Source organism: Methylorubrum subtropicum (assembly GCF_038442325.1).
Classification (GTDB): domain Bacteria; phylum Pseudomonadota; class Alphaproteobacteria; order Rhizobiales; family Beijerinckiaceae; genus Methylobacterium; species Methylobacterium subtropicum.
In genome coordinates this window covers 118,968-143,324 of sequence record NZ_JBBXMW010000007.1, presented here as the reverse complement: position 1 = coordinate 143,324, position 24,357 = coordinate 118,968, and the positions used below count along the sequence as shown (strand labels likewise).

Below are 24,357 nucleotides of genomic sequence, written 5' to 3'. Positions count from 1 at the left end.
CGCCTCGATGACCTTCCTCGAAGTGCTCGGCACCGTCCTCCTGCTGGCTCTCAAGAGCTTCGTGCTGCTGGCGGCCCTCCTCGTCTTCATCGCCTACGCGCTGCTGGCCGACCGCAAGATCTGGGCGGCGGTGCAGCTGCGCCGCGGTCCCAACGTCGTCGGGCCCTGGGGCCTGTTCCAGTCATTTGCCGACCTGCTGAAGTTCGTCCTGAAGGAGCCGGTGATCCCGGCGGGCGCCAACAAGGCGATCTACCTGCTAGCGCCGCTGGTCTTCGCCATGCTGGCGCTGGCGTCCTGGGCGGTGATCCCGCTCTCCGACGGCTGGGCGATCGCCGACATCAATGTCGGCATCACCTACATCTTCGCGATCTCGTCGCTCGGCGTGTACGGCGTCATCATGGGCGGCTGGGCGTCGAACTCGAAATACGCCTTCCTCGGCGCGCTGCGCTCGGCGGCGCAGATGATCTCCTACGAAGTCTCGCTCGGTTTCGTCATCATCTGCGTGCTGCTGTGTGCCGGCTCGCTCAACCTCTCGCGCATCGTCATGGCGCAGGACACCGCGCTCGGCATCTTCGGCTGGTACTGGCTGTGGCTGTTCCCGATGTTCGGCGTGTTCTTCGTCTCGGCGCTCGCCGAAACGAACCGCCCGCCCTTCGACCTTCCGGAGGCCGAATCGGAACTCGTGGCCGGTTACATGGTCGAGTATTCCTCGACGCCGTACCTGCTGTTCATGCTCGGCGAGTACGTGGCGATCATGACCATGTGCGCCCTCGGTACGGTGCTGTTCCTCGGCGGCTGGCTCTCGCCGATCCCGTTCGCGCCCTTCACCTGGGTGCCCGGCGTGATCTGGTTCACGCTGAAGGCCAGCTTCCTGTTCTTCATGATCGCCATGGTGAAGGCCATGGTGCCGCGCTACCGCTACGACCAGCTCATGCGGCTGGGCTGGAAGGTGTTCCTTCCGCTCTCGCTGATCTCGGTCGTCGTCGTCGCCTTCGTCCTGAAACTCACCGGTCTCGCGCCGGGCGCTTGAGAAGGATCGCGCCGTGAAGCTCGATCAGGTCGCCAGAAGCCTTCTCCTGAAGGAGTTCGTGTCGGGGTTCGTCCTCACCATGAAGTACTTCTTCAAGCCGAAGGCCACGATCAACTACCCCTTCGAGATGGGCCACCGCGGACCGCGCTTCCGCGGCGAGCACGCGCTGCGCCGCTATCCCAACGGGGAAGAGCGCTGCATCGCCTGCAAGCTCTGCGAGGCGATCTGCCCGGCCCAAGCCATCACCATCGAGGCGGGGCCGCGTCGCAACGACGGCACGCGGCGCACCACGCGCTACGACATCGACATGGTGAAGTGCATCTATTGCGGCATGTGTCAGGAAGCCTGCCCGGTGGATGCCATCGTCGAGGGCCCGAACTTCGAGTTCTCGGTCGAGACCCGCGAGGAGCTGCTCTACGACAAGGAGAAGCTGCTCGCGAACGGCGACCGCTGGGAGCGCGAGATCGCCCGCAACATCGCCACCGACGCGCCCTACCGCTAAAGCCTACGCGCCATCACCGTTGTGCGCCGCAAGGGCCGGTTCTATAGACGGGCCGCCGCCTGCGGCCGAGGGTCCACCGAGGCAGAAGGGAGCCGCCCGAGAGGGCGGCCGATGCTGAACACCGCATGACCGCAGCCGCCGCCTTCTTCTATCTCTTCGCCGGTCTCGCCGTGGCCTCGGGCTTCATGGTGATCGCCGCCAGGAACCCCGTCACCTCGGTGCTGTTCCTGATCCTCGCCTTCGTGAACGCCGCGGGCCTCTTCGTCCTGATGGGCGCCGAGTTCCTGGCGATGATCCTGATCGTCGTCTATGTCGGCGCGGTGGCGGTGCTGTTCCTCTTCGTCGTGATGATGCTCGACGTGGACTTCGCCGCGCTGCGCCAGGGCTTCCAGCGCTACCTGCCGATCGGCGGGCTGATCGGCGCGGTGTTTCTGATCGAGCTGCTGCTGGTGGTGGGCACCTGGACCCTCGATCCGGGCCTCGTCCAAGCGCCGCTCGGGCGCGCGGCCCACGGCGAGAGCCTCACCAACACCCAGGCGCTCGGCCGGGTGCTCTACACGGACTACGTCTACTTCTTCCAGATCGCCGGCCTGATCCTGCTGGTGGCGATGATCGGCGCCATCGTCCTGACCCTGCGCGACCGCGCCGGCGTCAAGCGCCAGAACATCTCGGTGCAGAACGCCCGCACCCAGGCGATGGCGGTGGACACCATCAAGGTTCCGTCCCGCCAGGGCGTGGAGGTCTGAACATGATCGGCCTGAGCCATTACCTGACGGTCGCCGCGATCCTGTTCACGCTCGGCGTGCTCGGCATCTTCGTCAACCGCAAGAACGTCATCGTGATCCTGATGTCGGTCGAGCTGATCCTGCTCGCGGTCAACATCAACCTCGTGGCGTTCTCGACCCATCTCAACGACATCACCGGACAGGTCTTCGCCCTGTTCGTGCTGACCGTGGCCGCCGCCGAGGCCGCCATCGGTCTCGCCATCCTGGTGGTGTTCTTCCGCAACCGCGGCTCCATCGCCGTCGAAGACGTGAGCATGATGAAGGGCTGAGGTCGCGCACGCGAGACCACCCCTTCGTCCGCCTGCTGCGAGGCACGATCCCCCATGTATCACGCCATCGTCTTCTTCCCGCTGATCGGCGCGCTGATCGCCGGCCTGTTCGGGCGCACCATCGGCGCGCGGATGAGCGAGCTCGTCACCACGGGCTGCCTCGCCTTCGCCTGCCTGCTCGCCTGGGGCGCCTTCTTCCTCGTCACCGGCGACGGCCGGGCCGAGACGGTGCACGTCGCCCAGTGGTTCACCGCCGGCGACCTCGTGGTCGATTGGGCCTTCAAGGCCGACACGCTGACCGCGATCATGCTGGTGGTCGTGACCTCGGTCTCGACCCTCGTGCACGTCTATTCCATCGGCTACATGCACGAGGACCCGCACCGGCCGCGCTTCTTCGCCTACCTGTCGCTGTTCACCTTCGCCATGCTGATGCTGGTGACGGCCGACAACCTCGTGCAGATGTTCTTCGGCTGGGAAGGCGTCGGCCTCGCCTCCTACCTGCTGATCGGCTTCTGGTACGAGAAGCCGTCGGCCAACGCCGCGGCGATGAAGGCCTTCATCGTCAACCGCGTCGGCGATTTCGGCTTCTCCCTCGGCATCTTCCTCGTGTTCGTCCTCACCGGGTCCGTGGGCTTCGATGCGATCTTCGCCAAGGCGCCGGAGCTGAAGGACGCGACCTTCCATTTCCTCGGCCATGACTGGCACGCCCTGACGCTCGCCTGCCTGCTGCTCTTCATGGGCGCCATGGGCAAGTCGGCGCAGTTCCTGCTGCACACGTGGCTGCCCGACGCCATGGAGGGCCCGACCCCGGTCTCGGCCCTCATCCACGCCGCCACCATGGTGACCGCGGGCGTGTTCATGGTCGCCCGCCTGTCGCCGCTGTTCGAGCTGGCGCCCACCGCGCTCACCGTCGTCACCGTCATGGGCGGCATCACCGCCTTCTTCGCGGCGACCGTCGGCCTCGTGCAGAACGACATCAAGCGGGTCATCGCCTACTCGACCTGCTCGCAGCTCGGCTACATGTTCGTCGGCCTCGGCGTGGGCGCCTACGCCACCGGCGTGTTCCACCTCTTCACCCACGCCTTCTTCAAGGCGCTGCTGTTCCTCGGGGCCGGCTCGGTCATCCACGCGATGCACCACGAGCAGGACATGCGGAACATGGGGGGCCTGCGCCAATACATCCCCTTCACCACGGCGATGATGACGATCGGCACCCTCGCGTTGATCGGCTTCCCCTTCACCGCCGGCTACTACTCCAAGGATGCGATCATCGAGGCGGCCTATATGTCCGACCGCCCCGGCCACGTGCTGGCGTTCCTCGCCACCGTGATCGCCGCGCTGATGACCTCGTTCTATTCCTGGCGCCTGTTCTTCCTCACTTTTGAGGGCCCGCAGCGCTGGGTCGCGCACGGGGCGCACGGTCACGACGACCACGCGCATGCCGCGCACGACGACCATGCCCACTCGCATGCCCTCGCCCACGAGGCCGACGGCAAGCCCGGCCATCACGAGGGCGTCGCCCACGATGACAAGGGCCACGACATCGAGCCCGCCTCGCACAGCGCGATCGAGCACCACGACGATCACGGCGCTCACAAGCCGCACGAGAGCCCGCTCGTGATGACGATCCCGCTCGGCATCCTGGCCTTCGGCGCCCTGTTCGCCGGCCTGATCTTCAAGGAGCGGTTCATCGGCCACGACATGGACAAGTTCTGGGGCTCGGCGCTGCCGCACGATTCCGGCAACGGCATCATGCACAAGCTCCACGACGTGCCCGGCTGGGTCGCCAACGCGCCGTTCGTGATGCTGGTGCTCGGCTTCCTGCTGGCGTTCTGGATGTATCTGCGCCGGCCCGAACTGCCGAACCGCCTCGCGACCTCGCAGCCGATCCTGTACCGCTTCCTGCTCAACAAGTGGTACTTCGACGAGATCTACGACCGGCTGTTCGTACGGCCGGCCAAGAACTTTGGCCTGTTCCTGTGGAAGGAGGGCGACGGGCGCGTCATCGACGGCTTCGGCCCCGACGGCATCTCGGCCCGCGTGGTCGACGTCACCCGCGGCGTGGTCCGCTTCCAGACCGGCTACGTCTACCACTACGCCTTCGTGATGCTCGTCGGGGTCGCCGGCCTGATCACGTGGTACCTCGTCTCCGGCGTGCCGGCGGTCGGAGGAGCGCATTGATGTTCGGCCTCGGCATTCTCTCCGGGCTCCTGATCGTCCCCCTCGCGGGCGCCGCCTTCATCCTGACGCTGGGTGAGGAGACGGAGGCCGTGAAGCGCAACGCCCGCTGGGCCGCGCTCATCACCACGGTCGTCACCTTCCTGCTCTCGCTCGCCGCCTGGGCCCGCTACGACATCGCGTCCCCGAGCTTCCAGCTCGTCGAGTCGCATGCGTGGCTCGCCGAGAACATCCGGTTCAAGCTCGGCGTCGACGGCTTCTCGATGCCGCTGATCCTGCTGACCACGTTCCTGATGCCGTTCTGCATCGGCGCCTCGTGGCTCTCGGTCGAGAATCGGGTGAAGGAGTACTTCGTCGCCTTCCTCGTGCTGGAAACCACGATGATCGGCGTGTTCTGCGCGCTCGACCTCGTGCTGTTCTACCTGTTCTTCGAGGCCGGCCTGATCCCGATGTTCCTCATCATCGGCATCTGGGGCGGCAAGCGGCGCATCTACGCGAGCTTCAAGTTCTTCCTCTACACCCTGCTCGGCTCGGTGCTGATGCTGCTCGCCATCATGGCGATGTACTGGGAGGCCGGCACCACCGACATCCCGACGCTGCTCGCCCACCGCTTCCCCGTCGGCATGCAGTGGTGGCTGTGGCTCGCCTTCTTCGCCTCGTTCGCGGTGAAGATGCCGATGTGGCCGGTCCATACCTGGCTCCCCGACGCCCACGTCGAGGCGCCGACCGCGGGCTCGGTGATCCTGGCCGGCATCCTCCTGAAGATGGGCGGCTACGGCTTCATCCGGATCTCGCTGCCGATGCTGCCGGACGCGAGCGCCCAGTTCGCGCCGCTGGTCTTCGCCCTCTCGGTGATCGCGATCATCTTCACCTCGCTCACCGCGATGATGCAGACCGACATCAAGAAGCTGATCGCCTACTCGTCTGTGGCGCACATGGGCTTCGTGACGCTCGGCCTGTTCACGCTGAACGAGCAGGGCATCCAGGGCGCGCTATTCCTGATGATCTCGCACGGCATCGTCTCGGGCGCGCTCTTCCTATGCGTCGGCGTCGTCTACGACCGGATGCACACCCGCGAGATCGCCGCCTATGGCGGCCTCGTGAAGCGCATGCCGCTCTACGCCGCCGCCATGATGGTGTTCACCATGGCGAACGTCGGCCTGCCCGGCACGTCCGGCTTCGTCGGCGAGTTCCTGGCGATGATGGGCGCCTTCAAGGCCAACCCCACGGTCGCCTTCTTCTCGGTCTTCGGCATCATCCTCTCGGCCGGCTACGCGCTCTGGCTCTACGCGCGGGTGATCTACGGGAAGCTGGAGAAGCCCAACCTCCAGGGCATCCTCGATCTCGACCTGCGGGAAAAGATCATCATCGCGCCGCTCGTCGCGCTGACGATCTGGTACGGCGTCCACCCGGCCCCCGTGCTCGACACCTTCGCGCCCTCGACCGAGGCGCTGATGCAGAACATGCGCACGGCGCTCGCCAACACGCAGAACGCGGAGGCCGCCGCCAAGGCGGCGAAGCTCGCGGCGGCGGAGAAGACCGCCCCCGAGACCTCCCAAAAAATCGAGGCCGCCGCGCGATGACCCCGATCCAGTCCGTCCTGCCGTCGATCACGCCGGTCCTGCCGGAGATCGTCCTGAGCGTCGGCGCGCTGCTGCTGGTGCTCTGGGGCGCGTGGCGCGGCGAGCGCTCGGCCGAGAGCACCAATCTCGGCGCGCTGGGGCTCCTGATCTTCACCTTCTTCCTCGTGGTCTCGCAGACCGGCACGGTGACGACGCTCAACGGCGCCTTCATCGCCGATCCGTTCGCCCGCGTGATGAAGGCCTTGATCCTGATCGGTTCGGCCGCCACGATCCTGCTGTCGCGCGACTACTTCCAGCGCGAGCGCATCGACCGGTTCGAGTACCCGATCCTGATCGTGCTCTGCACCATCGGCATGATGGTGATGGCCTCGGCCAACGACCTGATCTCGCTCTATCTCGGCCTGGAGCTGCAATCGCTCGCGGCCTACGTCATCGCCGCCTTCCACCGCGACGACGTGAAGTCGACGGAAGCCGGCCTGAAGTACTTCGTGCTCGGCGCGCTCTCGTCCGGCATGCTGCTCTACGGCTCGTCGCTGGTCTACGGCTTCACCGGCACGGTCTCGTTCCCCGGCATCGTCACGGCGCTGAACGGCCCAGCGAGCTTCGGCCTCGTGCTCGGCATCGTGTTCGTGGCCGCGGGCGTCGCCTTCAAGCTCGCCGCGGTGCCGTTCCATATGTGGACGCCCGACGTCTACGAGGGCTCGCCGACGCCGGTGACCGCCTTCTTCGCCTCCGCGCCGAAGATGGCCGCCATGGCGATGACGGTCCGCGTCTTCATCGGCGCCTTCCCGGACGTGACCGCGGTCTGGCAGCAGATCATCGTCTTCGTCTCGATCGCCTCCATGGCGCTCGGTTCCTTCGCGGCGATCGGCCAACGCAACCTCAAGCGCCTGATGGCCTATTCCTCCATCGGCAATGTCGGCTACGCCCTCATCGGTCTCGCCGCCGGCTCGGAAGAAGGCATCCGCGGCGTCGTCATCTACATGATCGTCTACCTCGCGATGACGCTCGGTGCCTTCGCGGTGCTGCTCAGCCTGCGCCGCAAGGATAAGATGTTCGAGACCATCGACGACCTGTCGGGCCTCTCGCGCACCCATCCGTGGCTGGCCTTCAGCCTCGCCGCGATGATGTTCTCGCTCGCTGGCATCCCGCCGCTGGCCGGGTTCTTCGCCAAGTTCTACGTCTTCGCCGCCGCCATCAAGGCGGACCTCGTGGCGCTCGCCGTCATCGGCGTGGTGACCTCGGTGGTCGGCGCGTTCTACTACCTGCGCCTCGTCAAGGTGATGTACTTCGACGAGCCCCAAGCCCCCTACGAGCGCATCCCGCCGGGCTCGGCCATCGTTCTGGCGGCGTCCAGCGTCGTCGTGGTGCTGTTCTTCCTGATCCCGGCCCCGCTGGTGGCGGCGGCGGGGAATGCTGCGAAGTCCCTGTTCTGAGGAATATGACCTTCCGGCTCAGCCCGGCGGCCCGTGCGGACGGCCACCGCCTGCACAGCCACGACCGTCTCGGCTCGACCAATACCGAGGCGCTCGCCCGCGCCCGCGAGGGCGAGACCGGCCCGCTCTGGGTCACGACCCGCGTGCAGGACGCGGGCCGGGGCCGGCGCGGCAACGTCTGGCAATCGCCCGAGGGCAATTTTTTTGTCAGCCTGCTCTGGCCGGTGGCCGGCGTGGCACCGGAGATGGTCGCGACCCTGGGCTTCGTGGCCGGGGTGGCGCTGGTCGATGCCATTCGGGATGTGTGCCGGTTACACACCCCCTCTCCCCGCACGCGGGGAGAGGGTCGAGCCCCCCTCGTCGGGGGCGAGACAAGCGGCAGCGGGGGTGAGGGGGCTTCTCCGGAAGAGACTCCTTCGGAAACTCCCCCTCACCATCGCCTGCCGGCTCGCTCTGCCGACGACGAGGTCGGCAGAGCCCTCTCCCCGCGTGCGGGGAGAGGGGATGCCGCGGATGCCTTCCGCCTGAAATGGCCCAACGACGTCCTGATGGACGGCAAAAAACTCGCCGGCATCCTGTTGGAAGCCGAGCAGCTCCCCGGCGGGCGCCGCGCGGTCGTCATCGGCTTCGGCGTCAACGTCGCCGCCGCGCCCGACGATTTGCCCTATCCGGCCGCGGCCCTTCGCCCCGCGCATGCGGTCGATGCGCCCATTCTGCTCGAATCCCTGACGGAACGATTTGTCGAAGCGGCCCGGATCTGGAACAAGGGGCGCGGATTCCAAAACATCCGGCAGCTCTGGCTGGAGCGCGCGGCGGGGGTCGGGGCCCCCGTGTCGGTGCGAACCGCCGAGACGGTGCTGTCGGGCACGTTTGACACGATCGACGAGGGGGGGCGGCTCGTGATCCTCGCCCCGGACGGAACACGACGAACCGTGACGGCGGGCGAGGTGCATTTCGGACGTGCCGCGACGGCGGCTTGAAATTGGATAGACGACAAGATGACGACACGGCAGGACGAGCTCGTCTTCGTGCCGCTCGGCGGCGTGGGCGAGATCGGCATGAATGCGGGCCTCTACGGGATCGGTCCCGAGCGGCAGCGCAAATGGATCATGGTCGATTGCGGCATGGGCTTTGCCGGTGAGGAGGGCTTGCCGGGCATCGATCTGATGTTCCCGGATCTCGCCTTCATCGAGGAGCGCAAGAAGGATCTTCTGGGCATCTTCATCACCCACGCGCACGAGGACCATATCGGCGCGATCTCCGAGCTGTGGCCGCGCCTCAAGGCGCCGGTCTATGCCACGCGCTTCGCCAAGCAGTTGCTGGAGACCCGCCGCCTCTCGGAGCCCGGCGCCCCGAAAGTGGACCTGCGCGAGATCAAGCCGGGCAAGCGGGTGACCGTCGGCCCGTTCGAGATCGAGTTCGTGCCGGTGGCCCACTCGATCCCGGAATCGAACGCGGTGGCGATCCGCACCGAGTTCGGCCTCGTGGTCCATACCGGCGACTGGAAGCTCGACGACACGCCGGTCGCTGGCGACACCACCTCGCCGGAGGCCTTCACCGCGCTCGGCGACGAGGGCATCCTGGCGCTGGTCTGCGACTCGACCAACGTGCTGCGCGAGGGCCGCTCACCCAGCGAGTCCGAGGTGTCGGCGACGCTGCGGCGCATCATCGAGGAATCGCCCCACCGCGTCGCGGTCACGACCTTCGCCTCGAACGTCGCCCGCATCCGCGCGGTGGCGGAGGCCGCCCAGGCCTGCGGCCGCGAGGTGATCGCGGTCGGGCGCGCCATGGACCGGGTCATCGATGTCGCCCGCGAATGCGGCTACCTCGACGGCCTGCCGGACTTCCGCGGCGCCGAATCCTACGGCCACATCCCGCGCGACAAGGTGGTCTGCCTGCTCACCGGCTCGCAGGGCGAGCCGCGGGCGGCGATGTCGCGGGTCTCCCGCGACGACCATCCGGCGATCTCGCTGACGGCCGGTGATCGCGTCATCTTCTCGTCGCGCGCGATTCCCGGCAACGAGCGCGATGTCGGCGCCATCATCAACGACCTGATCGAGGCCGGCGTCGAGGTCATCACCGACCGCACCGAACTCGTCCACGTCTCAGGCCATCCCCGCCGCGAGGAGATGGTGGCGATGTACGGCTGGACCCGGCCCAAGGCCGTGGTACCGGTCCACGGCGAGGCGCTGCACCTCGACGAGCACGCCCGCTTCGCCCGCTCCCAAGGCGTCGAGACCGTGGTGAAGGCCCGCAACGGCGCCGTCGTGCGGCTCGCCCCGGGCAAGCCCGAGGTGGTCGAGCACGTCCGCGCCGGGCGGCTCTACAAGGACGGCAACGTCCTGATCGACCACAAGGACCGGGCGATCCCCGAGCGGCGCAAGCTGTCCCAGACCGGCATCGTCTCGGTCGCCATCGCCATCGACGACCGCGGCATGGTGGTCGGCGAGCCGGCGGTGGACATCATGGGCCTGCCCAACCGCGGCCGCAGCAACGAGCCCCTGCTCGACACCGTGGTGGACATCGTCCACCGCACGCTGGGCAACCTGCCGCGCGGCAAGATGAAGGACTCGGAAGCGGTCGAGAACGCGGTCGACCGCGCCATCCGCTCCGCCGTCAACGAGGCCTGGGGCAAGAAGCCCGCCTGCCACGTGCAGGTGGTGGAGGTGTGAGTATCCTCTCCTCCCCACGGATCTCGGGCTTGCCCGAAATCCGCACTTGTCTGCCTAGATTGGGCAGGCCCAATCTAGGTGGGGAGGAGCCGGAGGTGGGGGTAGTGCAGGATGGGGCGAGGCGGTGCCTTCTGAACCACCCCCACCCCTACCCCTCCCCGCAGGGGGGAGGGGAATGCAGCGGGCAGGGAGGAGCAAAAACATGATCGGACGGCTCAATCACGTCGCTATAGCCGTAAAAGACCTCGACGCGGCGACCGCGGTCTATCGCGACACGCTCGGCGCCAAGGTGACGGAGCCGCTGCCGCAGCCGGAGCACGGTGTCACCGTCGTCTTCGTGGAACTGCCCAACAGCAAGGTCGAGCTGATGTCGCCGCTCGGCGAGAACTCGACCATCCAGGGTTTTGTGGACAAGAACCCGGCCGGCGGCATCCACCACGTCTGCTATGAGGTGGACGACATTATTGCGGCCCGCGACCAGATGAAGGCCGCCGGCGCACGGGTGCTCGGCACCGGCGAGCCGAAGATCGGCGCGCACGGCAAGCCGGTGATCTTTCTGCACCCGAAGGATTTCTTGGGGACGCTGGTCGAACTGGAGCAGGTCTAGCGGCCTAACCCTCCCCCCTCCGCGGGGGAAGGTGCCCCGCGGATGCGGGGCGGGAGAGGGGACGACGCTTCCGGAGAGTCCTTTTTCGAACGCGGCCAAGCGGCACCGTCGCTCCACTCTCCCGACCCCCTTCGGGGGCCACCCTCCCCCGCAGAGGGGGGAGGGGATACGCGCGGCGCGCGATCAGCAAAAACGGCAAACCATGACCCCCCTACGCACCCTCGCCGCCTCGACGCCGCTGACCGTCCTCACGGTGGCCGCGCTCGTCGCCGTGCTGGTGGCGGTGGCCGTCAAAGGGTTCGCGCTGACGATCTTCGGCGCGCTCGCCCTCTACTTCGTCCTGTGGTGGACCTTCCTGTTCGCGATCCTCCCGCTCGGCAACGCCGCGGAGGCCGATCCGCAGCGGCTGGTGCCGGGCCAGGACCCCGGCGCCCCCGCGGCCCCGCGTCTGCGCGAAAAAGCGCTGCTGACGACGCTCCTGGCCGGCGCCGCCTTCATGGCCGCGATCCTGATCTTTCCGCTGGCGCGCCTTTAACCTCGGCGCCATGAGCCCCGCCGGTCCCCCCGCACCCCGAAAAGCCCCGCGGCGGACGCGGCCCGCGTGGCTCGACCGCGACAATCGCTTCGAAGGCAGCGGCCTCAGTGCCGGCCTGACCCGCCTGACCACCTTCTTCCACGACGGCGCCCGCGGAAACCTCGTGCGGATCGGGCGCAACTTCCGCACCCGCGGGCTGGTGATCGCGGTGCGGGGCGAGGGCAACCGCATCGAGATCGGCGACGACGTACGGTTCTCCGGGCGGATCGGCCTGCGCGGCGAGGGCCTCACCGTCCGCATCGGCGACCGCACCGACGCCAAGACCACCCGCATCGTCGCGGGCGGGGCCGATGTGCGGATCGGCGCCGATTGCCTGATCGCCAGCGGCGTGCGCCTGCGCAGCGGCGACCTGCACGCCATCCTCGAGCGCGCGACCGGCCGGCGCCTCAACCCGCCCGAACCGGTGATCGTCGGCGACCGGGTCTGGCTCGCGGCGGAGGCCGCGCTGATGAAGGGCGCGCGGGTGCCCGAGGGCTGCGTCGTCGGCTTCCGCTCGACGGTGATGCACGGCTTCGACGAGCCCGACTGCGTCCTCGTCGGCACGCCCGCCCGCATCGCCCGGCGCGGCATCCTTTGGTCGCGCTGAGCATCGGCCCAAAAGGTGGGAACCGGCTTGTCAGAGAAAGCCGATGCGGCAGAACAACCGAGACCATCGACGCAATCGTCAATTGACACGGTCCATGCCGGCTTCGACACCTTGGAAGAGGCCGCTCGTCGCAGAGGCGGCCCGCGAGGGAGAGACGCCATGGCCGCGACGATGCCGGGGTCGCGCCCGCCCGCCGACGGCGCGGGCGGCGGCCAGGGATGGCTCCTGCCGTTCATGCTGGCGCTGTTCTTCGCCTGGGGGCTCGCCACCGTCCTCGTCGACATCGTCACGCCGAAGCTCAAGAGCCTGTTCGACCTGAGCTACACCGAGGCGACGCTCACCCAGTTCTGCTTCTTCGCCGCCTACGCCCTGATCTCGCTGCCCGCGGGCGCGATGGTGACGCGCATCGGCGCCATGCGCGGCCTCGTCGTCGGCCTCGTGGTGATGGCCGCGGGCTGCCTGCTGTTCGCGCCCGCCGCGCGGATCGGGCTGTTTCCGATGTTCCTGCTAGCGCTGTTCGTGATGGCGTCGGGCATCGCCGTGCTGCAGGTGGCGGCCAATCCGTTGGTGGCGCGGCTGGGCGATCCCGCCCAGGCATCGAGCCGGCTGACGCTCGCCCAGACCTTCAACGCGCTCGGCACCACCATCGGCCCGGTCATCGGCGCCTGGACGATCCTGGCCCACACCGTCACGCCGACGGGCACCGATCCGGCCGCACTCGCCGCCGCGCGGCAGGCCGAGGCGGATGTCGTGCGCACGCCCTTCCTCGTCATCGCCGCGGGCCTGTGCGCGCTGGCGATCCTGTTCTGGTTCCTGCGCCGCCGGGTGCGGGAGGAGCGCGCACCCGAGACCGCCGGCCCGGCCGGGCTCGGGCTCGATCTGTTGCGGCAGCCGCGCCTCGCGCTCGGGGCGACGGCGATCTTCCTCTATGTCGGTGCGGAGGTCGCCATCGGCACGCTGATGGTGAGTTGGCTGGAGCAGCCGCAGGTGCTCGGCGCGACCCCTGAGCAGGCCGGTCATCTGCTGAGCTTCTACTGGGGCGGGGCGCTGGCTGGGCGGATCGTCGGCTCGTTCGTACTGCGGATGGTCCGGCCGGGGGCGGCGCTGTGCGCGGTGGCGCTGACGGCGGCCGGGCTCACGGCCTTGGCCGCGTCGAGCGCCGGCACGCTGGCGGGCTGGGCACTGATCGCGGTGGGGCTCGCCAACGCGATCCAGTTCCCGACGATCTTCGCGCTGGCGATCGAGGGGTTGGGCGAGCGCACGGCGCAGGGCGCGGGCATCGTCTGCGTGGCGATCGTCGGCGGCGCGATCATCCCGGTGGCGACCGGGGCGCTCGCTGACGGCTTCGGCCTCGCGGTGGCGCTCGCCGCCCCGGTCCTCTGCTATCTCTGCATCGCGGGCTTCGCCGCGGCCCATGCCCGCGGTGCGCTCGGCTGAACAGCGCAATCTTAGCGAGGGCCCGAAAAACAAAAAGCAAGGCACGAGGCCTTGCTTTGAAACAATCGAGTGTTTTGCAGCCTAGCTTTATCTCGCGCATTGCTTACGGCGCGGCGGCTGCTTGTTCCTCCCGAGACTCGGACCGTGCGCCACCTCGCTGGGCGGCGACCATCGCGAGGTGCTTATAGGAAGAAGATTTCCCTTTGTCATCAGGCCGGAGACGGTTCCCAGCGCTTTTTTGCCGACCTTGCGGCAAACCGCACCCTGGCGGATCGAAAAGGGCTGCGCGCACCCCCGCTCCCCGCCTCCACCGCCGTCATTCCGGGGCCGCGCTGCGGAGCCCGGAATGACGGCGTACTGAATCGAGACAACCATCCCCCGCCCGGCCTGTGCTCCGTCCACGCTTGTGTTTTCCCGGCGCAATGTGTTGTGTGCCTCGCGCGCCGGCCCGTCTCCTGCTGCCGGGCGTGGTCAGCCGTTCAAGGTCGAAAGATGCGTCTCTCCCGCTACTTCCTGCCGATCCTGCGCGAGACGCCCAAGGAAGCCGAGATCGTCTCGCACCGGTTGATGCTGCGCGCCGGCATGATCCGCCAGGAGGCCGCGGGCATCTATGCGTGGCTGCCGCTGGGCCTGCGCGTGCTCGACAAGGTCTGCCGGGTGATCCGCACCGAGCAGGACCGCGCGGGCGCCGTCGAGATCCTGATGCCGACGATCCAGGCCGCCGACCTGTGGCGCGAATCCGGCCGCTACGAGGCCTACGGCAAGGAGATGCTGCGCCTGAAGGACCGCCACGAGCGCGACCTGCTCTACGGGCCGACCGCCGAGGAGGTCGTCACCGAGATCTTCCGCGCCAGCGCCCGCTCCTACAAGGACGTCCCAAAAAACCTCTACCAGATCTCGTGGAAGTTCCGCGACGAGGTGCGCCCGCGCTTCGGCACCATGCGCTCGCGCGAGTTCCTGATGAAGGACGGCTACTCGTTCGACCTCGATCAGGCCGGGGCGCGCCACTCCTACAACAAGGTGTTCGTCTCGTACCTGCGCACCTTCGAGACGCTGGGCCTTCGCGCGATCCCGATGCGCGCCGACACCGGCCCCATCGGCGGCGACCTCAGCCACGAATTCATCATCCTGGCCAATACCGGCGAGAGCGAGGTTTTCTGCGACCGCGCCTATCTCGACATGCCGGTGCCGCCCCCGTCCGTCGATTTCGATGATGTCGCCGGCCTCCAGGGCGTGGTCGATGCCTGGACCTCGCATTACGCGGCCACCGACGAGATGCACGACACGGCCGCTTTCGCCGAGGTGCCGGAGGCCTCGCGGTTGTCGGCCCGCGGCATCGAGGTCGGCCACATCTTCTATTTCGGCACCAAGTACTCCACGCCGATGAAGGCCGTCGTCACCGGCCCGGACGGGCAGGAGCGGCCGGTCCATATGGGCTCCTACGGCATCGGCCCGAGCCGGCTCGTCGCCGCCACCATTGAGGCGAGCCACGACGAGGCCGGCATCATCTGGCCGGACGCCATCGCCCCGTTCGATGTCGCGCTGATCAACCTCAAGGTGGGTGACAACGCCTGCGACACGGCCTGCGCCGAGATCCAGGCCGCGCTCGAGACCGCGGGCCTCTCGGTCCTCTACGACGACCGCGACGACCGGCCCGGCGCCAAGTTCGCCACCGCCGACCTGATCGGCCTGCCCTGGCAGGTCATCGTCGGCCCGAAGGGTCTGGCGGACGGCAAGATCGAGCTGAAGCGCCGCGCGACGGCTGAGCGCGAGACGCTCGACCCGGTCGATCTGCCGGCCCGGCTGCGGCGCGTCTGAGGCGGTCGCGATGGCGCGCGCGCTCGGCGACTGGAAGGGCGCGCTCGCCCGATTGCGCAATGCGCGGGCGAGCGCCTCGACGCGGCCCTTCGCGGGCTTCGAGTGGCTGATCGCGGGCCGCTATCTCCGCGCCCGGCGCCGGGGCGGCGGCGTCTCGGTCGTCGCCCTGTTCTCGGTGCTCGGCATCGCGGTCGGCGTCGCCACCCTCATCATCGTGCTCTCGGTGATGAACGGCTTCCGCACCGAGCTGCGCTCGAAGATCATCGGGCTGAACGGCCACGTCTTCGCCGCGCCGATCGACAAGCTGTTCACCGACTACGTCGATCTCTCCGAGCGGCTGGAGAAGGTCGCGGGCGTGCGCGCCGTGGTGCCGATGGTGCAGGGGCAGGCCTTCGCCTCCTCGCCCTATGGCGGCTCCGGCGTACTGGTGCGCGGCGTGCGCGAGGCCGATCTCGCCAAGATTCCCGCCGTCTCCACCGCCATCAAGAGCGGCACGCTGGAGGGCTTCGACGACGGCACCGGGCTGGCGCTGGGCAAGCGTCTGGCCGATTCCCTCGGGCTCCAGGCGGGCGATCAGGTCACGCTGCAGACGCCGAAGGGCGCGAGCACGCCGTTCGGCACCGCGCCGCGCTCGAAGTCCTACACCGTGAAGGCGATCTTCGAGATCGGGGTCACCGATTTCGACACCACCATGGCTTTCATGCCGCTCACCGAGGCGCAGGCCTTCTTCAACCGCGACGGCGATGTCAGCCTGATCGAGATCTATCTCGACGACGCCGACACGGTCGCCGAGATGCGCGAGCCCCTCGAACTCGCCGCCGAGCGGCCGATCCTGTTGACCGACTGGCGCCAGACCAACCGCACCTTCTTCGGCGCGCTGGAGGTGGAGCGGAACGTGATGTTCCTCATCCTCAACCTCATCGTCATCGTGGCGACGCTCAACATCATCTCCGGCCTGATCCTGCTCGTGCGCGACAAGTCCTCGGACATCGCCATCCTGCGCACCATGGGGGCGACGCCCGGCACGATCATGCGGGTGTTCCTCATCAACGGGGCGCTGATCGGCCTCGTCGGCACGGTGATCGGGCTGATCGGCGGGGTCTTGTTCACCCTCAACATCAAGCCGATCCAGCGCACGCTGTTTCCCGGCGCCTGGGACCCGACGGTGCGCTTCCTCGCCGAGATCCCGGCCGAGATGAACACCACCGAGGTCACGATCATCGTGGTCACCTCGATCCTGCTCTCGCTCGCCGCGACCCTCTATCCCTCCTGGCGCGCCGCCCGGCTCGATCCGGTGCAGGCCCTGCGCTACGGCTGACGGAATCTCCATGGCACAGTCGCAAGCCGGCGCCGCGCAGCCGGTGCCGGCCCTGTTCTTCTCGGGCGTCGAGCGCCGCTACCCGCAACGGGAGGGCGCGCTGGAAATCCTGCGCGGCACCGATCTGGCCATCTGGCCGGGCGAACTCGTCGCGCTGGTCGCCCCCTCCGGCGCCGGCAAGTCGACGCTGCTCCACCTTGCGGGCCTCTTGGAGCGGCCGGACGGCGGCGAGGTCTATATCGGCGGCCAGCCCACCGCCGCGATGTCCGACGGCGAGCGCACCCGGCTGCGGCGCGAGGAGATGGGCTTCGTCTACCAGTTCCACCACCTGCTGCCGGAGTTCTCGGCGCTGGAGAACGTGGTGCTGCCCCAACTCATCCGCGGCCTCGGCCGGAAAGAAGCGGAGGCGCGCGCGGCCGAACTCCTGAGCTTCCTCGGCCTCAAGGAGCGCCTGCCGCACCGCCCGGCCGAGCTGTCCGGCGGCGAGCAGCAGCGCGTCGCCATCGCCCGCGCGGTCGCCAACGGCCCGCGCCTGCTGCTCGCCGACGAGCCCACCGGCAACCTCGACCCGCAGACCTCGGGCCGGGTGTTCAACATCCTGCTCCAGCTCGTGCGCGCCTCGGGGCTCGCCGCGCTCATCGCCACCCACAACATGGAGCTGGCCGCCCGCATGGACCGGCGCGTGACCATCCGCGACGGGATGATCGAGCAGGTGGGGTGACGGGTCGTCACGGAGGGACAGTCGAGTGAGCACACGGACGCCGCCCCCCGCCCCCTTCGTCGTCGGCGTCGGGCGCTCGGGCACGACGCTGCTGCGGCTGATGCTCGACGCCCATCCCGACCTCGCGATCCCGACCGAGACGCATTTCCTCGGCGCGCTGCTCTCCGCCGAACCCGGCGCCTCGCCGGACGCGCTCGTCGCGCGCATCACCGGCAGCGAGACCTGGCCGAACATGGGCATGGAAGCGCAGGCGCTCGCCCAAGCTGTCGCGGCGGAAGACGCGACCACCCCGGCCGCGGTCGCGCGGGCGTTCTACCGCCTCTACGCGGCCCAGCGCGGCAAGGCGCGCTGGGGCGACAAGACCCCGCCCTATCGCGGCCTCGTCCCGGTCATCGCCGCCGCGCTGCCGGAGGCCCTCTTCGTCCACATCGTCCGCGACGGCCGGGATGTCGCCCTGTCCTATCGCGGGCTGTGGTTCGGGCGCGGCGACGACGTCGAGGCGCAGGCCCGGTTCTGGGTGAGCGAGATCGAGCGGACCCGGCGCCTCTGCGAGGCGGCCGACGCCGTCGAGATCCGCTACGAGGATCTCGTCGCCGATCCGGCCCGCGTGCTGACCGCGCTCTGCGCCCGCCTCGACCTCGCCTTCGATCCCCTGATGCTGGACTATCACCGGCGCGCGCCCGAACGCATGGCCGAGTTCGTCCGGCCCTTCGGCGTCCCGCCGACGCAGGAGGTGACGATCGAGCGCTTCCTGTCGATCCACGCCCTGACGGCAAAGGAGCCCGACGCGAGCCGCATCGGCCGCTGGCGCACCGAGATGACGCGGGGCGAAATCCAGGCCTACGAGCGGATCGCCGGGCCGCTGCTGGCCGACCTCGGCTACGAGACCAGCGCCGTTTGAGGCGCGAAATCGGGCGCGGATGCGATGACGATCGTGATGACCCTGCTGGTGCGCGACGAGGAGGACATCCTGCGGGAGAACCTCGCGTTCCATCTCGACCGGGGCGTCGATCACGTGATCCTGATGGACAACGCCTCCGTCGACGGCACCGCCGAGATCGCCCACGACTTCGCGCGAAGCGGCGTGCTCACCTACCTGCACCAGCCGGAGGACGATTACGCCCAAGGCCGATGGGTGACCGCGATGGCACGCCGCGCCTTCGACGAATTCGGCGCCGCGTGGGTGATCAACAACGACGCCGACGAGTTCTGGTGGCCGCGCCACGGCTCGCTGCGGGACGCCCTCGCGACGATCCCGCCCGACGCCCTCGCGGCGTCGGCCGAGCGCACCAACTTCGTCGCCCGCACGCCCGAGACCGGCCGGTTCTGGCAGCGGATGGACGTGCGCTGCCGCGTCAGCCTCAACCCGCTCGGCCGGCCGCTGCCCGGCAAGGTGGCCCATCGCGGCGCCGCCGACATCGAGGTGGCGCAGGGCAACCACGCCGCCACCCGGCCGGGCCAAGCCCCGTCCGTCGCCCCCGCGCCGATCCTGATCCTGCATTTCCCGGTGCGGACCCGCGCGCAGCTCGTCAACAAGATCGCCAAGGGCGGGGCGGCCTACGCCCGCAACACCGACCTCGATCCGGGCATCGGCAGCACGTGGCGCATTCTCTACGACACGCTCCGCCGCGACGGGCTCGACGCGGTCTACGAGGGCGACCTCTACGACGCGGCCCGCATCGGAGCGGGCCTGCGCGACGGAAGCCTGATCCGCGACGAGCGCCTCAAGCAGGCGCTGGCGGCGCTCCCCGTCGCCCGGACCTGACGCGGATACCACCGCAGCGGGATTGCGGCCCGTCCGGGGTTGCCAACCCGCCGCGAGGCGTGAGACTCGAAGCCCCTCGACGCGCCGCGGGCGCCTCGCCGGCCGACCGCCTCCCGCCCCGACGAAACTCTGTCCCTGAGTTCATGCCGATCGTTCGCATCAACGGCCGCCTCGTCTACTATTGCCACGTGCCCAAGGCGGCCGGGACGGCGATGGAGGCCTATCTGCGGGCGCAGTTCGGGCCGCTCGCCTTGGCCGACGAGCAGTTCTACGCCGTGGACGCGCCCGACCGCTGGACCCGCAGCTCGCCCCAGCACCTCGATGTCGAGAGCCTCGGGCGGCTGTTTCCCGCGGACTTCTTCGACGAGGTGTTCGCGGTGGTGCGCGATCCGCTGCCGCGCCTCGTCTCGGCCTACAAGTTCCAGAAGCTGGTCGAGGGCTCGATCCCGCCGGAGACGAGCTTCGACGCCTGGGTGCTCGGCCTCGACCGGGCCACGATCGGCCAGCGCTTTGCCCTCGACAACCACCTCCTGCCGATGCACCGCCTCGTGCCCGAGGGCGCCCGCGTCTTCCGCCTGGAGAGCGGGCTCGGCGCGGTGATCGACTACCTCCGCGGCCTCGCCGCCCCCGAGGCCGCGCTGCCGGACTGGGTGGAACCCGTCAACGTGCTCTCGGTCCGCCTCGACTGGATGGGCACCGCGAACGAGCCCGTCACCGTCGGCGACGAAGCCCGCCGCCACATCGCGGACCTGTACCGCGAGGATTACGAGCGCTTCGGGTATCCGTTGCCGGTTCCGGTGGGGGCGAAGGCGGCTTCCGACTGACCGCGACGGATGCCGGACTGAGCGCGTGTCCCCTCCCCCTTGCGGGGAGGAGAGCGCCCTGTCCTGTGCGCTACGCTGTGTCCGCTCGGCCACGCCTTTGGAGCTTCGTCAACCTTCCGTTCACCCTGCCGCCATCCTCCGCCATTTCGGGCTTTACAAAGAACAAAACAAGAACAAAACTCGCCTCATCACCAGGGAGCGAGCAGATGGCCAAGCGCGGGTTCCTCACCAACCTCGTCGAGTTCACCGCCTTCGGCATGCTGTTCGGCGCGGTCGCGCTGTGGGCGGTAGCCTTGGCGCCGATCCATTAAACGATCTTGTTTCGTTCTGGTCGGGGGTCTTCGATCCACAGCGATCTTGTCGCCCCGGCAACGTAGGGCGTTGGATGCGTTGTCGCTGATGTGCTTCGAGGAAAGATGCGGTCTCGGCCCTAGTGGCGTCTTAACTGCGCGTTAAGGCGCCCGGACGCTGGCTGGGCCGGAAGCTTGGCTGCTCAGGGCGGGTCCGCATCGTGAAAGTGCTGAAGGAGGTTGGCTTCGTCCACCTCCACGTCCACTCGTCCTACTCGCTGCTCGAAGGCGGCGTGAAGGTCGCCGACATCGTGAAGGCGGCGGCCGCCGACCGGCAGCCGGCGCTGGCGCTCACCGACACCAACAACCTGTTCGGCGCGCTCGAGTTCTCGGAAAAAGCCGCGGGCACCGGCATCCAGCCGATCGCGGGCCTCCAGCTCACCGTCTGCTTCGAGGCGCCCGATCCGATGGCGCGCATGCCCCAGGCCGCGTGCGCCAACATCGTGCTGCTGGCCCAGGACGAGACCGGCTACGGCAACCTGCTGCGGCTGGCGAGCCGGGCCTATTTCGACGGGCCGCTGGGCGCGGCGCCCAACGTCGCGGTCTCCGCGCTGGAGGGCAACGTCGATGGCCTGATCGGCCTGACCGGCGGCCTGACGGGGCCGCTCGACACCTGCCTGCGGGCCGGCCGCGTCGATCAGGCGGCGCGGCGCCTGGAGGTGCTGAAGGGCGCCTTCGGCGAGGAGCGGCTCTACGTCGAGGTCCAGCGCCACGGCCTCGACGACGAGCGCGCGGTCGAGCGCGAGCTGCTGCGGCTCGCCGACCGCCACGGCCTCGGGCTGGTGGCGACGAACGAGCCGTTCTTCGCCAAGCCCGACGATTACGGCGCCCACGACGCGCTGCTCGCCATCGCCGACGGCCGCCTCGTCTCGGACGAGCGCCGCCGCCGGCTGACGCCGCGCCACGCCTTCACCACCCGCGCGCAGATGCTGGAGCTTTTTCGGGATTTGCCGGACGCGCTCGCCGCGACGGTCGAGATCGCCATGCGCTGCGCCGTCCGGGTGCGCACCCGCAAACCGATCCTGCCGAATTTTTCGGTCGTCGCTGCGGGCGAGGCGCCCCCCATGGCCGAGGTTCTGGCCGAAGCCGCCGACGCGCCGATCCAAGAGGTCGCCGCCGACGAGCCGACCGAACTCTGCCGTCAGGCCGAAGCCGGCCTCGAACTGCGCCTGCAACAGCACGGCACCGCGCCGGGTTTTTCCGAGGACGATTACCGCAAGCGCCTGAAGTTCGAGTTGGACGTCATCGTCAAGATGAAGTTCCCGGGCTACTTCCTCATCGTCTCGGACTTCATCAAGTGGGCCAAGGACCACGACATCCCGGTGGGTCCGGGCCGCGGCTCGGGCGCGGGCTCGCTGGTGGCGTGGTCGCTGCTCATCACCGATCTCGACCCGCTGCGCTTCGGCCTGCTGTTCGAGCGCTTCCTCAACCCCGAGCGCGTCTCGATGCCGGATTTCGACATCGACTTCTGCGTCGAGGGCCGCGAGCGGGTGATCCGCTACGTGCAGCAGCGCTACGGCGAGCGGCAGGTCGGGCAGATCATCACCTTCGGTACGTTGCTCGCCCGCGGCGTGCTGCGCGACGTCGGCCGCGTCTTGGAGATGCCCTACGGGCAGGTCGACAAGCTGACCAAGCTCGTGCCGCAGAACCCGGCCAACCCAGTGACGCTGGAGCAGGCGATCGAGGGCGAGCCCAAGCTCCAGCAGGCGATCGAGGAAGAGCCCATCGTCGCCCGGCTGATGGAGATCTCGAAGAAGCTGGAGGGTCTGCACCGCCACGCCTCGACCCACGCCGCCGGCGTGGTGATCGGTGATCGCCCCCTCGAAGAGCTGGTGCCGCTCTACCGAGACCCGAAGACGGGCATGCGGGTGACCCAGTTCAACATGAAGTGGGTCGAGCAGGCCGGCCTCGTCAAATTCGATTTCTTGGGCCTCAAGACGCTCACGATGCTGCGGTGCTGCACCGACCTGCTCAAGCAGCGCGGCATCGAGGTGGACCTCGCCCAAATTCCATTGGACGACAAGCAGACCTACGTGCCCATGGGCCGGGGCGAGACGGTCGGCGTGTTCCAGGTGGAATCCGCGGGCATGCGCAAGGCGCTCTGCGAGATGCAGGCCGACCGGCTGGAGGACATCATCGCGCTGGTGGCGCTCTACCGGCCGGGCCCGATGGCCAACATCCCGGTCTATTGCGAGCGCAAGCTCGGGCGCGACGCCGGCAACGAGGCGAGCTGGTATCCGCACCCGATGCTGGAGCCGATCCTGCGGGAGACGTTCGGGATCATCGTCTACCAAGAGCAGGTGATGGAGGTCGCGAAAGTCCTCGCCGGCTACTCGCTCGGCGAGGCCGACATGCTCCGGCGCGCCATGGGCAAGAAGATCAAGGCGGAGATGGACGCCCAGCGCGACCGCTTCGTGAAGGGCTGCGAGGCGAGCGGCATTTCGCAGGCCAAGGCCAACGAGATCTTCGATCTTCTCGCGAAGTTCGCGGACTACGGCTTCAACAAGTCCCACGCCGCCGCCTACGCGCTGGTGACCTATCATACGGCCTATCTGAAGGCGAATTACCCGGTCGAGTTCCTGGCCGCGGCCATGACGCTCGACCTCGACAACACCGACAAGCTCGCCGAATTCCGCCAGGACGCGCAGCGCCTCAAGATCACCGTCGAGCCGCCGTCCGTGAACACCTCGGGCGTCGTGTTCGACGTGCGGGAGGACCGCATCCTCTACGCGCTCGCCGCCATCAAGGGCGTCGGCCGCGCGGCGGTGGAGTCGATCGTCGCGGCGCGGGGCGACAAGCCGTTCAAGGATTTGGCCTGCTTCGCGCGCCGCCTCAATCCGCGCCACGTCAACAAGCGCACGCTGGAGAACCTGATCGCGGCCGGCGCCCTCGACTGCATCGAGCCGGACCGGGCCCGCGCCTGGGCCGCCGTCGAGCCGATGATGAAGATGGCCCAGGGTGCTGCCGAGGCCGAGACCTCGGGCATCATGGACATGTTCGGCGGCGTCGCCTCCGTGGACGTTTCCTTGCGCATCCCGCCGCACGAGTTCTGGACGCTCACCGACAAGCTGAAGCGCGAATGCGACGCCATCGGCTTCTTCCTCTCGGGCCATCCGCTCGACGAGTACGGCCAGATCCTCGAAAAGCTGCGGGTGCAGTCCTGGGCGGATTTCTGCCGGGCGGTGCGCTCCGGCTCGGCCCAGGTCGGACGGGTCGCGGCCTCGGTGCTCGACCGCTCGGAGCGGCGCACCAAGAGCGGCAACAAGCTCGGCATCGTCACGCTCTCGGACCAGACCGGGCATTTCGAGGCGATCATCTTCTCGGAAGGCCTCAACCAGTACCGCGACATCCTCGAACCGGGCCGCCCGCTGGTGCTGACGCTGCAGGCCAACCTGGAGGGCGAGGACGTGCGCGCCCGCATCACCACCGCCGAGCCGCTGGATCAGGCCGCCGCCCGCCACCAGAAGGGCATGCGCATCTACCTGCGCGACGACCGCCCGATCGGCTCGGTGCACAAGCAGCTCTCGCTGCGCGGCGAGGGCGAGGTCTCGCTGATCCTTATCCTCGACGGCGGCGACCGCGAGGTCGAGGTCAAGCTCCCCGGTCGGTATCAAGCGACCCCGCAGGTCGCGGGCGCGCTCCGGGCCGTGCCGGGCGTGGTCCAAGTCGAGATGAACTGAAATCCGGGATCGCAAAGGGATCATCCCTTTGCCGGGGCACCGGGGCAGAGCCCCGGTCTCCCTGCCAAACCCAGGGCTCTGCCCTGGACCCGCGAAAGGACGTAGTCCTTTCGAAACCTCGGACTTTTTTTACCATGGCCACGCTTCGGGCTTGCTCGGCCTTACGGGCGCCACAGCTCAGTGGTCCTCCGGTGCCCGGTT

20 protein-coding genes are annotated in these 24,357 nt (G+C 68.6%); all 20 read left to right on the top strand.

The window, feature by feature from the left end; all coding sequences use genetic code 11:
- The first annotated feature begins 7 nt into the window (after nt 1-7).
- The 20 genes from nuoH (at nt 8) to dnaE (ending at nt 24,156) form a co-directional block, all read left to right on the top strand.
- Entirely contained in the window at nt 8-1,030 is a 1,023-nt protein-coding gene (nuoH, locus tag AAHG03_RS12040) for an NADH-quinone oxidoreductase subunit NuoH (RefSeq protein ID WP_342150906.1), read from the top strand.
- Nucleotides 1,031-1,043: 13 nt separating this feature from the next.
- Nucleotides 1,044-1,532, top strand: a complete 489-nt coding sequence (gene nuoI, locus AAHG03_RS12035; protein ID WP_342150905.1) for an NADH-quinone oxidoreductase subunit NuoI — start codon at nt 1,044-1,046, stop codon at nt 1,530-1,532.
- Nucleotides 1,533-1,657: 125 nt separating this feature from the next.
- Entirely contained in the window at nt 1,658-2,278 is a 621-nt protein-coding gene (locus AAHG03_RS12030) for an NADH-quinone oxidoreductase subunit J (protein ID WP_183570476.1), read from the top strand.
- Between the two features lie 2 nt (nt 2,279-2,280).
- Nucleotides 2,281-2,586, top strand: a complete 306-nt coding sequence (gene nuoK / locus AAHG03_RS12025; protein ID WP_243913647.1) for an NADH-quinone oxidoreductase subunit NuoK — start codon at nt 2,281-2,283, stop codon at nt 2,584-2,586.
- Between the two features lie 54 nt (nt 2,587-2,640).
- Nucleotides 2,641-4,767, top strand: a complete 2,127-nt coding sequence (gene nuoL / locus AAHG03_RS12020) for an NADH-quinone oxidoreductase subunit L (RefSeq protein WP_342150904.1) — start codon at nt 2,641-2,643, stop codon at nt 4,765-4,767.
- Nucleotides 4,767-6,347, top strand: a complete 1,581-nt coding sequence (locus AAHG03_RS12015; RefSeq protein WP_342150903.1) for an NADH-quinone oxidoreductase subunit M — start codon at nt 4,767-4,769, stop codon at nt 6,345-6,347. The genes nuoL and AAHG03_RS12015 overlap by 1 nt, the downstream gene beginning before the upstream one ends.
- The gene (gene nuoN, locus AAHG03_RS12010) at nt 6,344-7,783 is read left to right on the top strand and encodes an NADH-quinone oxidoreductase subunit NuoN (RefSeq protein WP_342150902.1); all 1,440 of its coding nucleotides are present in this window, start codon (nt 6,344-6,346) and stop codon (nt 7,781-7,783) included. The genes AAHG03_RS12015 and nuoN overlap by 4 nt, the downstream gene beginning before the upstream one ends.
- A gap of 5 nt (nt 7,784-7,788) precedes the next feature.
- Nucleotides 7,789-8,763, top strand: coding sequence for a biotin--[acetyl-CoA-carboxylase] ligase (locus AAHG03_RS12005; protein WP_342150901.1), 975 nt, complete (start codon nt 7,789-7,791; stop codon nt 8,761-8,763).
- Nucleotides 8,764-8,781: 18 nt separating this feature from the next.
- Complete coding sequence (locus tag AAHG03_RS12000; protein ID WP_342150900.1) at nt 8,782-10,455, top strand: ribonuclease J; 1,674 nt, start codon at nt 8,782-8,784, stop codon at nt 10,453-10,455.
- A gap of 202 nt (nt 10,456-10,657) precedes the next feature.
- Nucleotides 10,658-11,062, top strand: a complete 405-nt coding sequence (gene mce / locus AAHG03_RS11995) for a methylmalonyl-CoA epimerase (RefSeq protein WP_091942038.1) — start codon at nt 10,658-10,660, stop codon at nt 11,060-11,062.
- Nucleotides 11,063-11,264: 202 nt separating this feature from the next.
- Nucleotides 11,265-11,597, top strand: a complete 333-nt coding sequence (locus AAHG03_RS11990; RefSeq protein ID WP_342150899.1) for a DUF1467 family protein — start codon at nt 11,265-11,267, stop codon at nt 11,595-11,597.
- 10 nt (nt 11,598-11,607) lie between these two features.
- Entirely contained in the window at nt 11,608-12,243 is a 636-nt protein-coding gene (locus tag AAHG03_RS11985) for an acyltransferase (protein ID WP_342150898.1), read from the top strand.
- A 159-nt stretch (nt 12,244-12,402) separates the two neighbouring features.
- Complete coding sequence (locus AAHG03_RS11980) at nt 12,403-13,680, top strand: sugar MFS transporter (RefSeq protein ID WP_342150897.1); 1,278 nt, start codon at nt 12,403-12,405, stop codon at nt 13,678-13,680.
- 492 nt (nt 13,681-14,172) lie between these two features.
- Nucleotides 14,173-15,498: a proline--tRNA ligase gene (gene proS, locus AAHG03_RS11975; RefSeq protein ID WP_342150896.1), complete on the top strand. Its 1,326-nt coding sequence runs from the start codon at nt 14,173-14,175 to the stop codon at nt 15,496-15,498.
- A gap of 10 nt (nt 15,499-15,508) precedes the next feature.
- The gene (locus AAHG03_RS11970) at nt 15,509-16,816 is read left to right on the top strand and encodes a lipoprotein-releasing ABC transporter permease subunit (RefSeq protein WP_342150895.1); all 1,308 of its coding nucleotides are present in this window, start codon (nt 15,509-15,511) and stop codon (nt 16,814-16,816) included.
- A gap of 10 nt (nt 16,817-16,826) precedes the next feature.
- Nucleotides 16,827-17,537 carry an ABC transporter ATP-binding protein gene (locus AAHG03_RS11965; RefSeq protein ID WP_342150894.1) on the top strand — a complete coding sequence of 237 codons (711 nt, stop codon included), beginning with the start codon at nt 16,827-16,829 and terminating at the stop codon, nt 17,535-17,537.
- 25 nt (nt 17,538-17,562) lie between these two features.
- Entirely contained in the window at nt 17,563-18,438 is an 876-nt protein-coding gene (locus tag AAHG03_RS11960; RefSeq protein ID WP_342150893.1) for a sulfotransferase family protein, read from the top strand.
- A gap of 24 nt (nt 18,439-18,462) precedes the next feature.
- On the top strand, nt 18,463-19,302 hold the full coding sequence (locus AAHG03_RS11955) for a glycosyltransferase family 2 protein (RefSeq protein ID WP_342150892.1): 840 nt from the start codon (nt 18,463-18,465) through the stop codon (nt 19,300-19,302).
- A 143-nt stretch (nt 19,303-19,445) separates the two neighbouring features.
- On the top strand, nt 19,446-20,126 hold the full coding sequence (locus AAHG03_RS11950; protein ID WP_342150891.1) for a sulfotransferase family 2 domain-containing protein: 681 nt from the start codon (nt 19,446-19,448) through the stop codon (nt 20,124-20,126).
- 508 nt (nt 20,127-20,634) lie between these two features.
- Complete coding sequence (gene dnaE / locus AAHG03_RS11945) at nt 20,635-24,156, top strand: DNA polymerase III subunit alpha (protein ID WP_342151026.1); 3,522 nt, start codon at nt 20,635-20,637, stop codon at nt 24,154-24,156.
- Nucleotides 24,157-24,357 lie beyond the last annotated feature (201 nt).

Excerpts from the sequence above, each read along its gene's own strand:
- nuoH (WP_342150906.1), top strand. The coding sequence starts at position 8 with ATGACCTTCCTCGAAGTGCTCGGCACCGTCCTCCTGCTGGCTCTCAAG.
- AAHG03_RS12030 (WP_183570476.1), top strand. The coding sequence starts at position 1,658 with ATGACCGCAGCCGCCGCCTTCTTCTATCTCTTCGCCGGTCTCGCCGTG.
- nuoK (WP_243913647.1), top strand. The coding sequence starts at position 2,281 with ATGATCGGCCTGAGCCATTACCTGACGGTCGCCGCGATCCTGTTCACG.
- nuoL (WP_342150904.1), top strand. The coding sequence starts at position 2,641 with ATGTATCACGCCATCGTCTTCTTCCCGCTGATCGGCGCGCTGATCGCC.
- AAHG03_RS12015 (WP_342150903.1), top strand. The coding sequence starts at position 4,767 with ATGTTCGGCCTCGGCATTCTCTCCGGGCTCCTGATCGTCCCCCTCGCG.
- nuoN (WP_342150902.1), top strand. The coding sequence starts at position 6,344 with ATGACCCCGATCCAGTCCGTCCTGCCGTCGATCACGCCGGTCCTGCCG.
- AAHG03_RS12005 (WP_342150901.1), top strand. The coding sequence starts at position 7,789 with ATGACCTTCCGGCTCAGCCCGGCGGCCCGTGCGGACGGCCACCGCCTG.
- AAHG03_RS12000 (WP_342150900.1), top strand. The coding sequence starts at position 8,782 with ATGACGACACGGCAGGACGAGCTCGTCTTCGTGCCGCTCGGCGGCGTG.
- mce (WP_091942038.1), top strand. The coding sequence starts at position 10,658 with ATGATCGGACGGCTCAATCACGTCGCTATAGCCGTAAAAGACCTCGAC.
- AAHG03_RS11990 (WP_342150899.1), top strand. The coding sequence starts at position 11,265 with ATGACCCCCCTACGCACCCTCGCCGCCTCGACGCCGCTGACCGTCCTC.
- AAHG03_RS11985 (WP_342150898.1), top strand. The coding sequence starts at position 11,608 with ATGAGCCCCGCCGGTCCCCCCGCACCCCGAAAAGCCCCGCGGCGGACG.
- AAHG03_RS11980 (WP_342150897.1), top strand. The coding sequence starts at position 12,403 with ATGGCCGCGACGATGCCGGGGTCGCGCCCGCCCGCCGACGGCGCGGGC.
- proS (WP_342150896.1), top strand. The coding sequence starts at position 14,173 with ATGCGTCTCTCCCGCTACTTCCTGCCGATCCTGCGCGAGACGCCCAAG.
- AAHG03_RS11970 (WP_342150895.1), top strand. The coding sequence starts at position 15,509 with ATGGCGCGCGCGCTCGGCGACTGGAAGGGCGCGCTCGCCCGATTGCGC.
- AAHG03_RS11965 (WP_342150894.1), top strand. The coding sequence starts at position 16,827 with ATGGCACAGTCGCAAGCCGGCGCCGCGCAGCCGGTGCCGGCCCTGTTC.
- AAHG03_RS11955 (WP_342150892.1), top strand. The coding sequence starts at position 18,463 with ATGACGATCGTGATGACCCTGCTGGTGCGCGACGAGGAGGACATCCTG.
- AAHG03_RS11950 (WP_342150891.1), top strand. The coding sequence starts at position 19,446 with ATGCCGATCGTTCGCATCAACGGCCGCCTCGTCTACTATTGCCACGTG.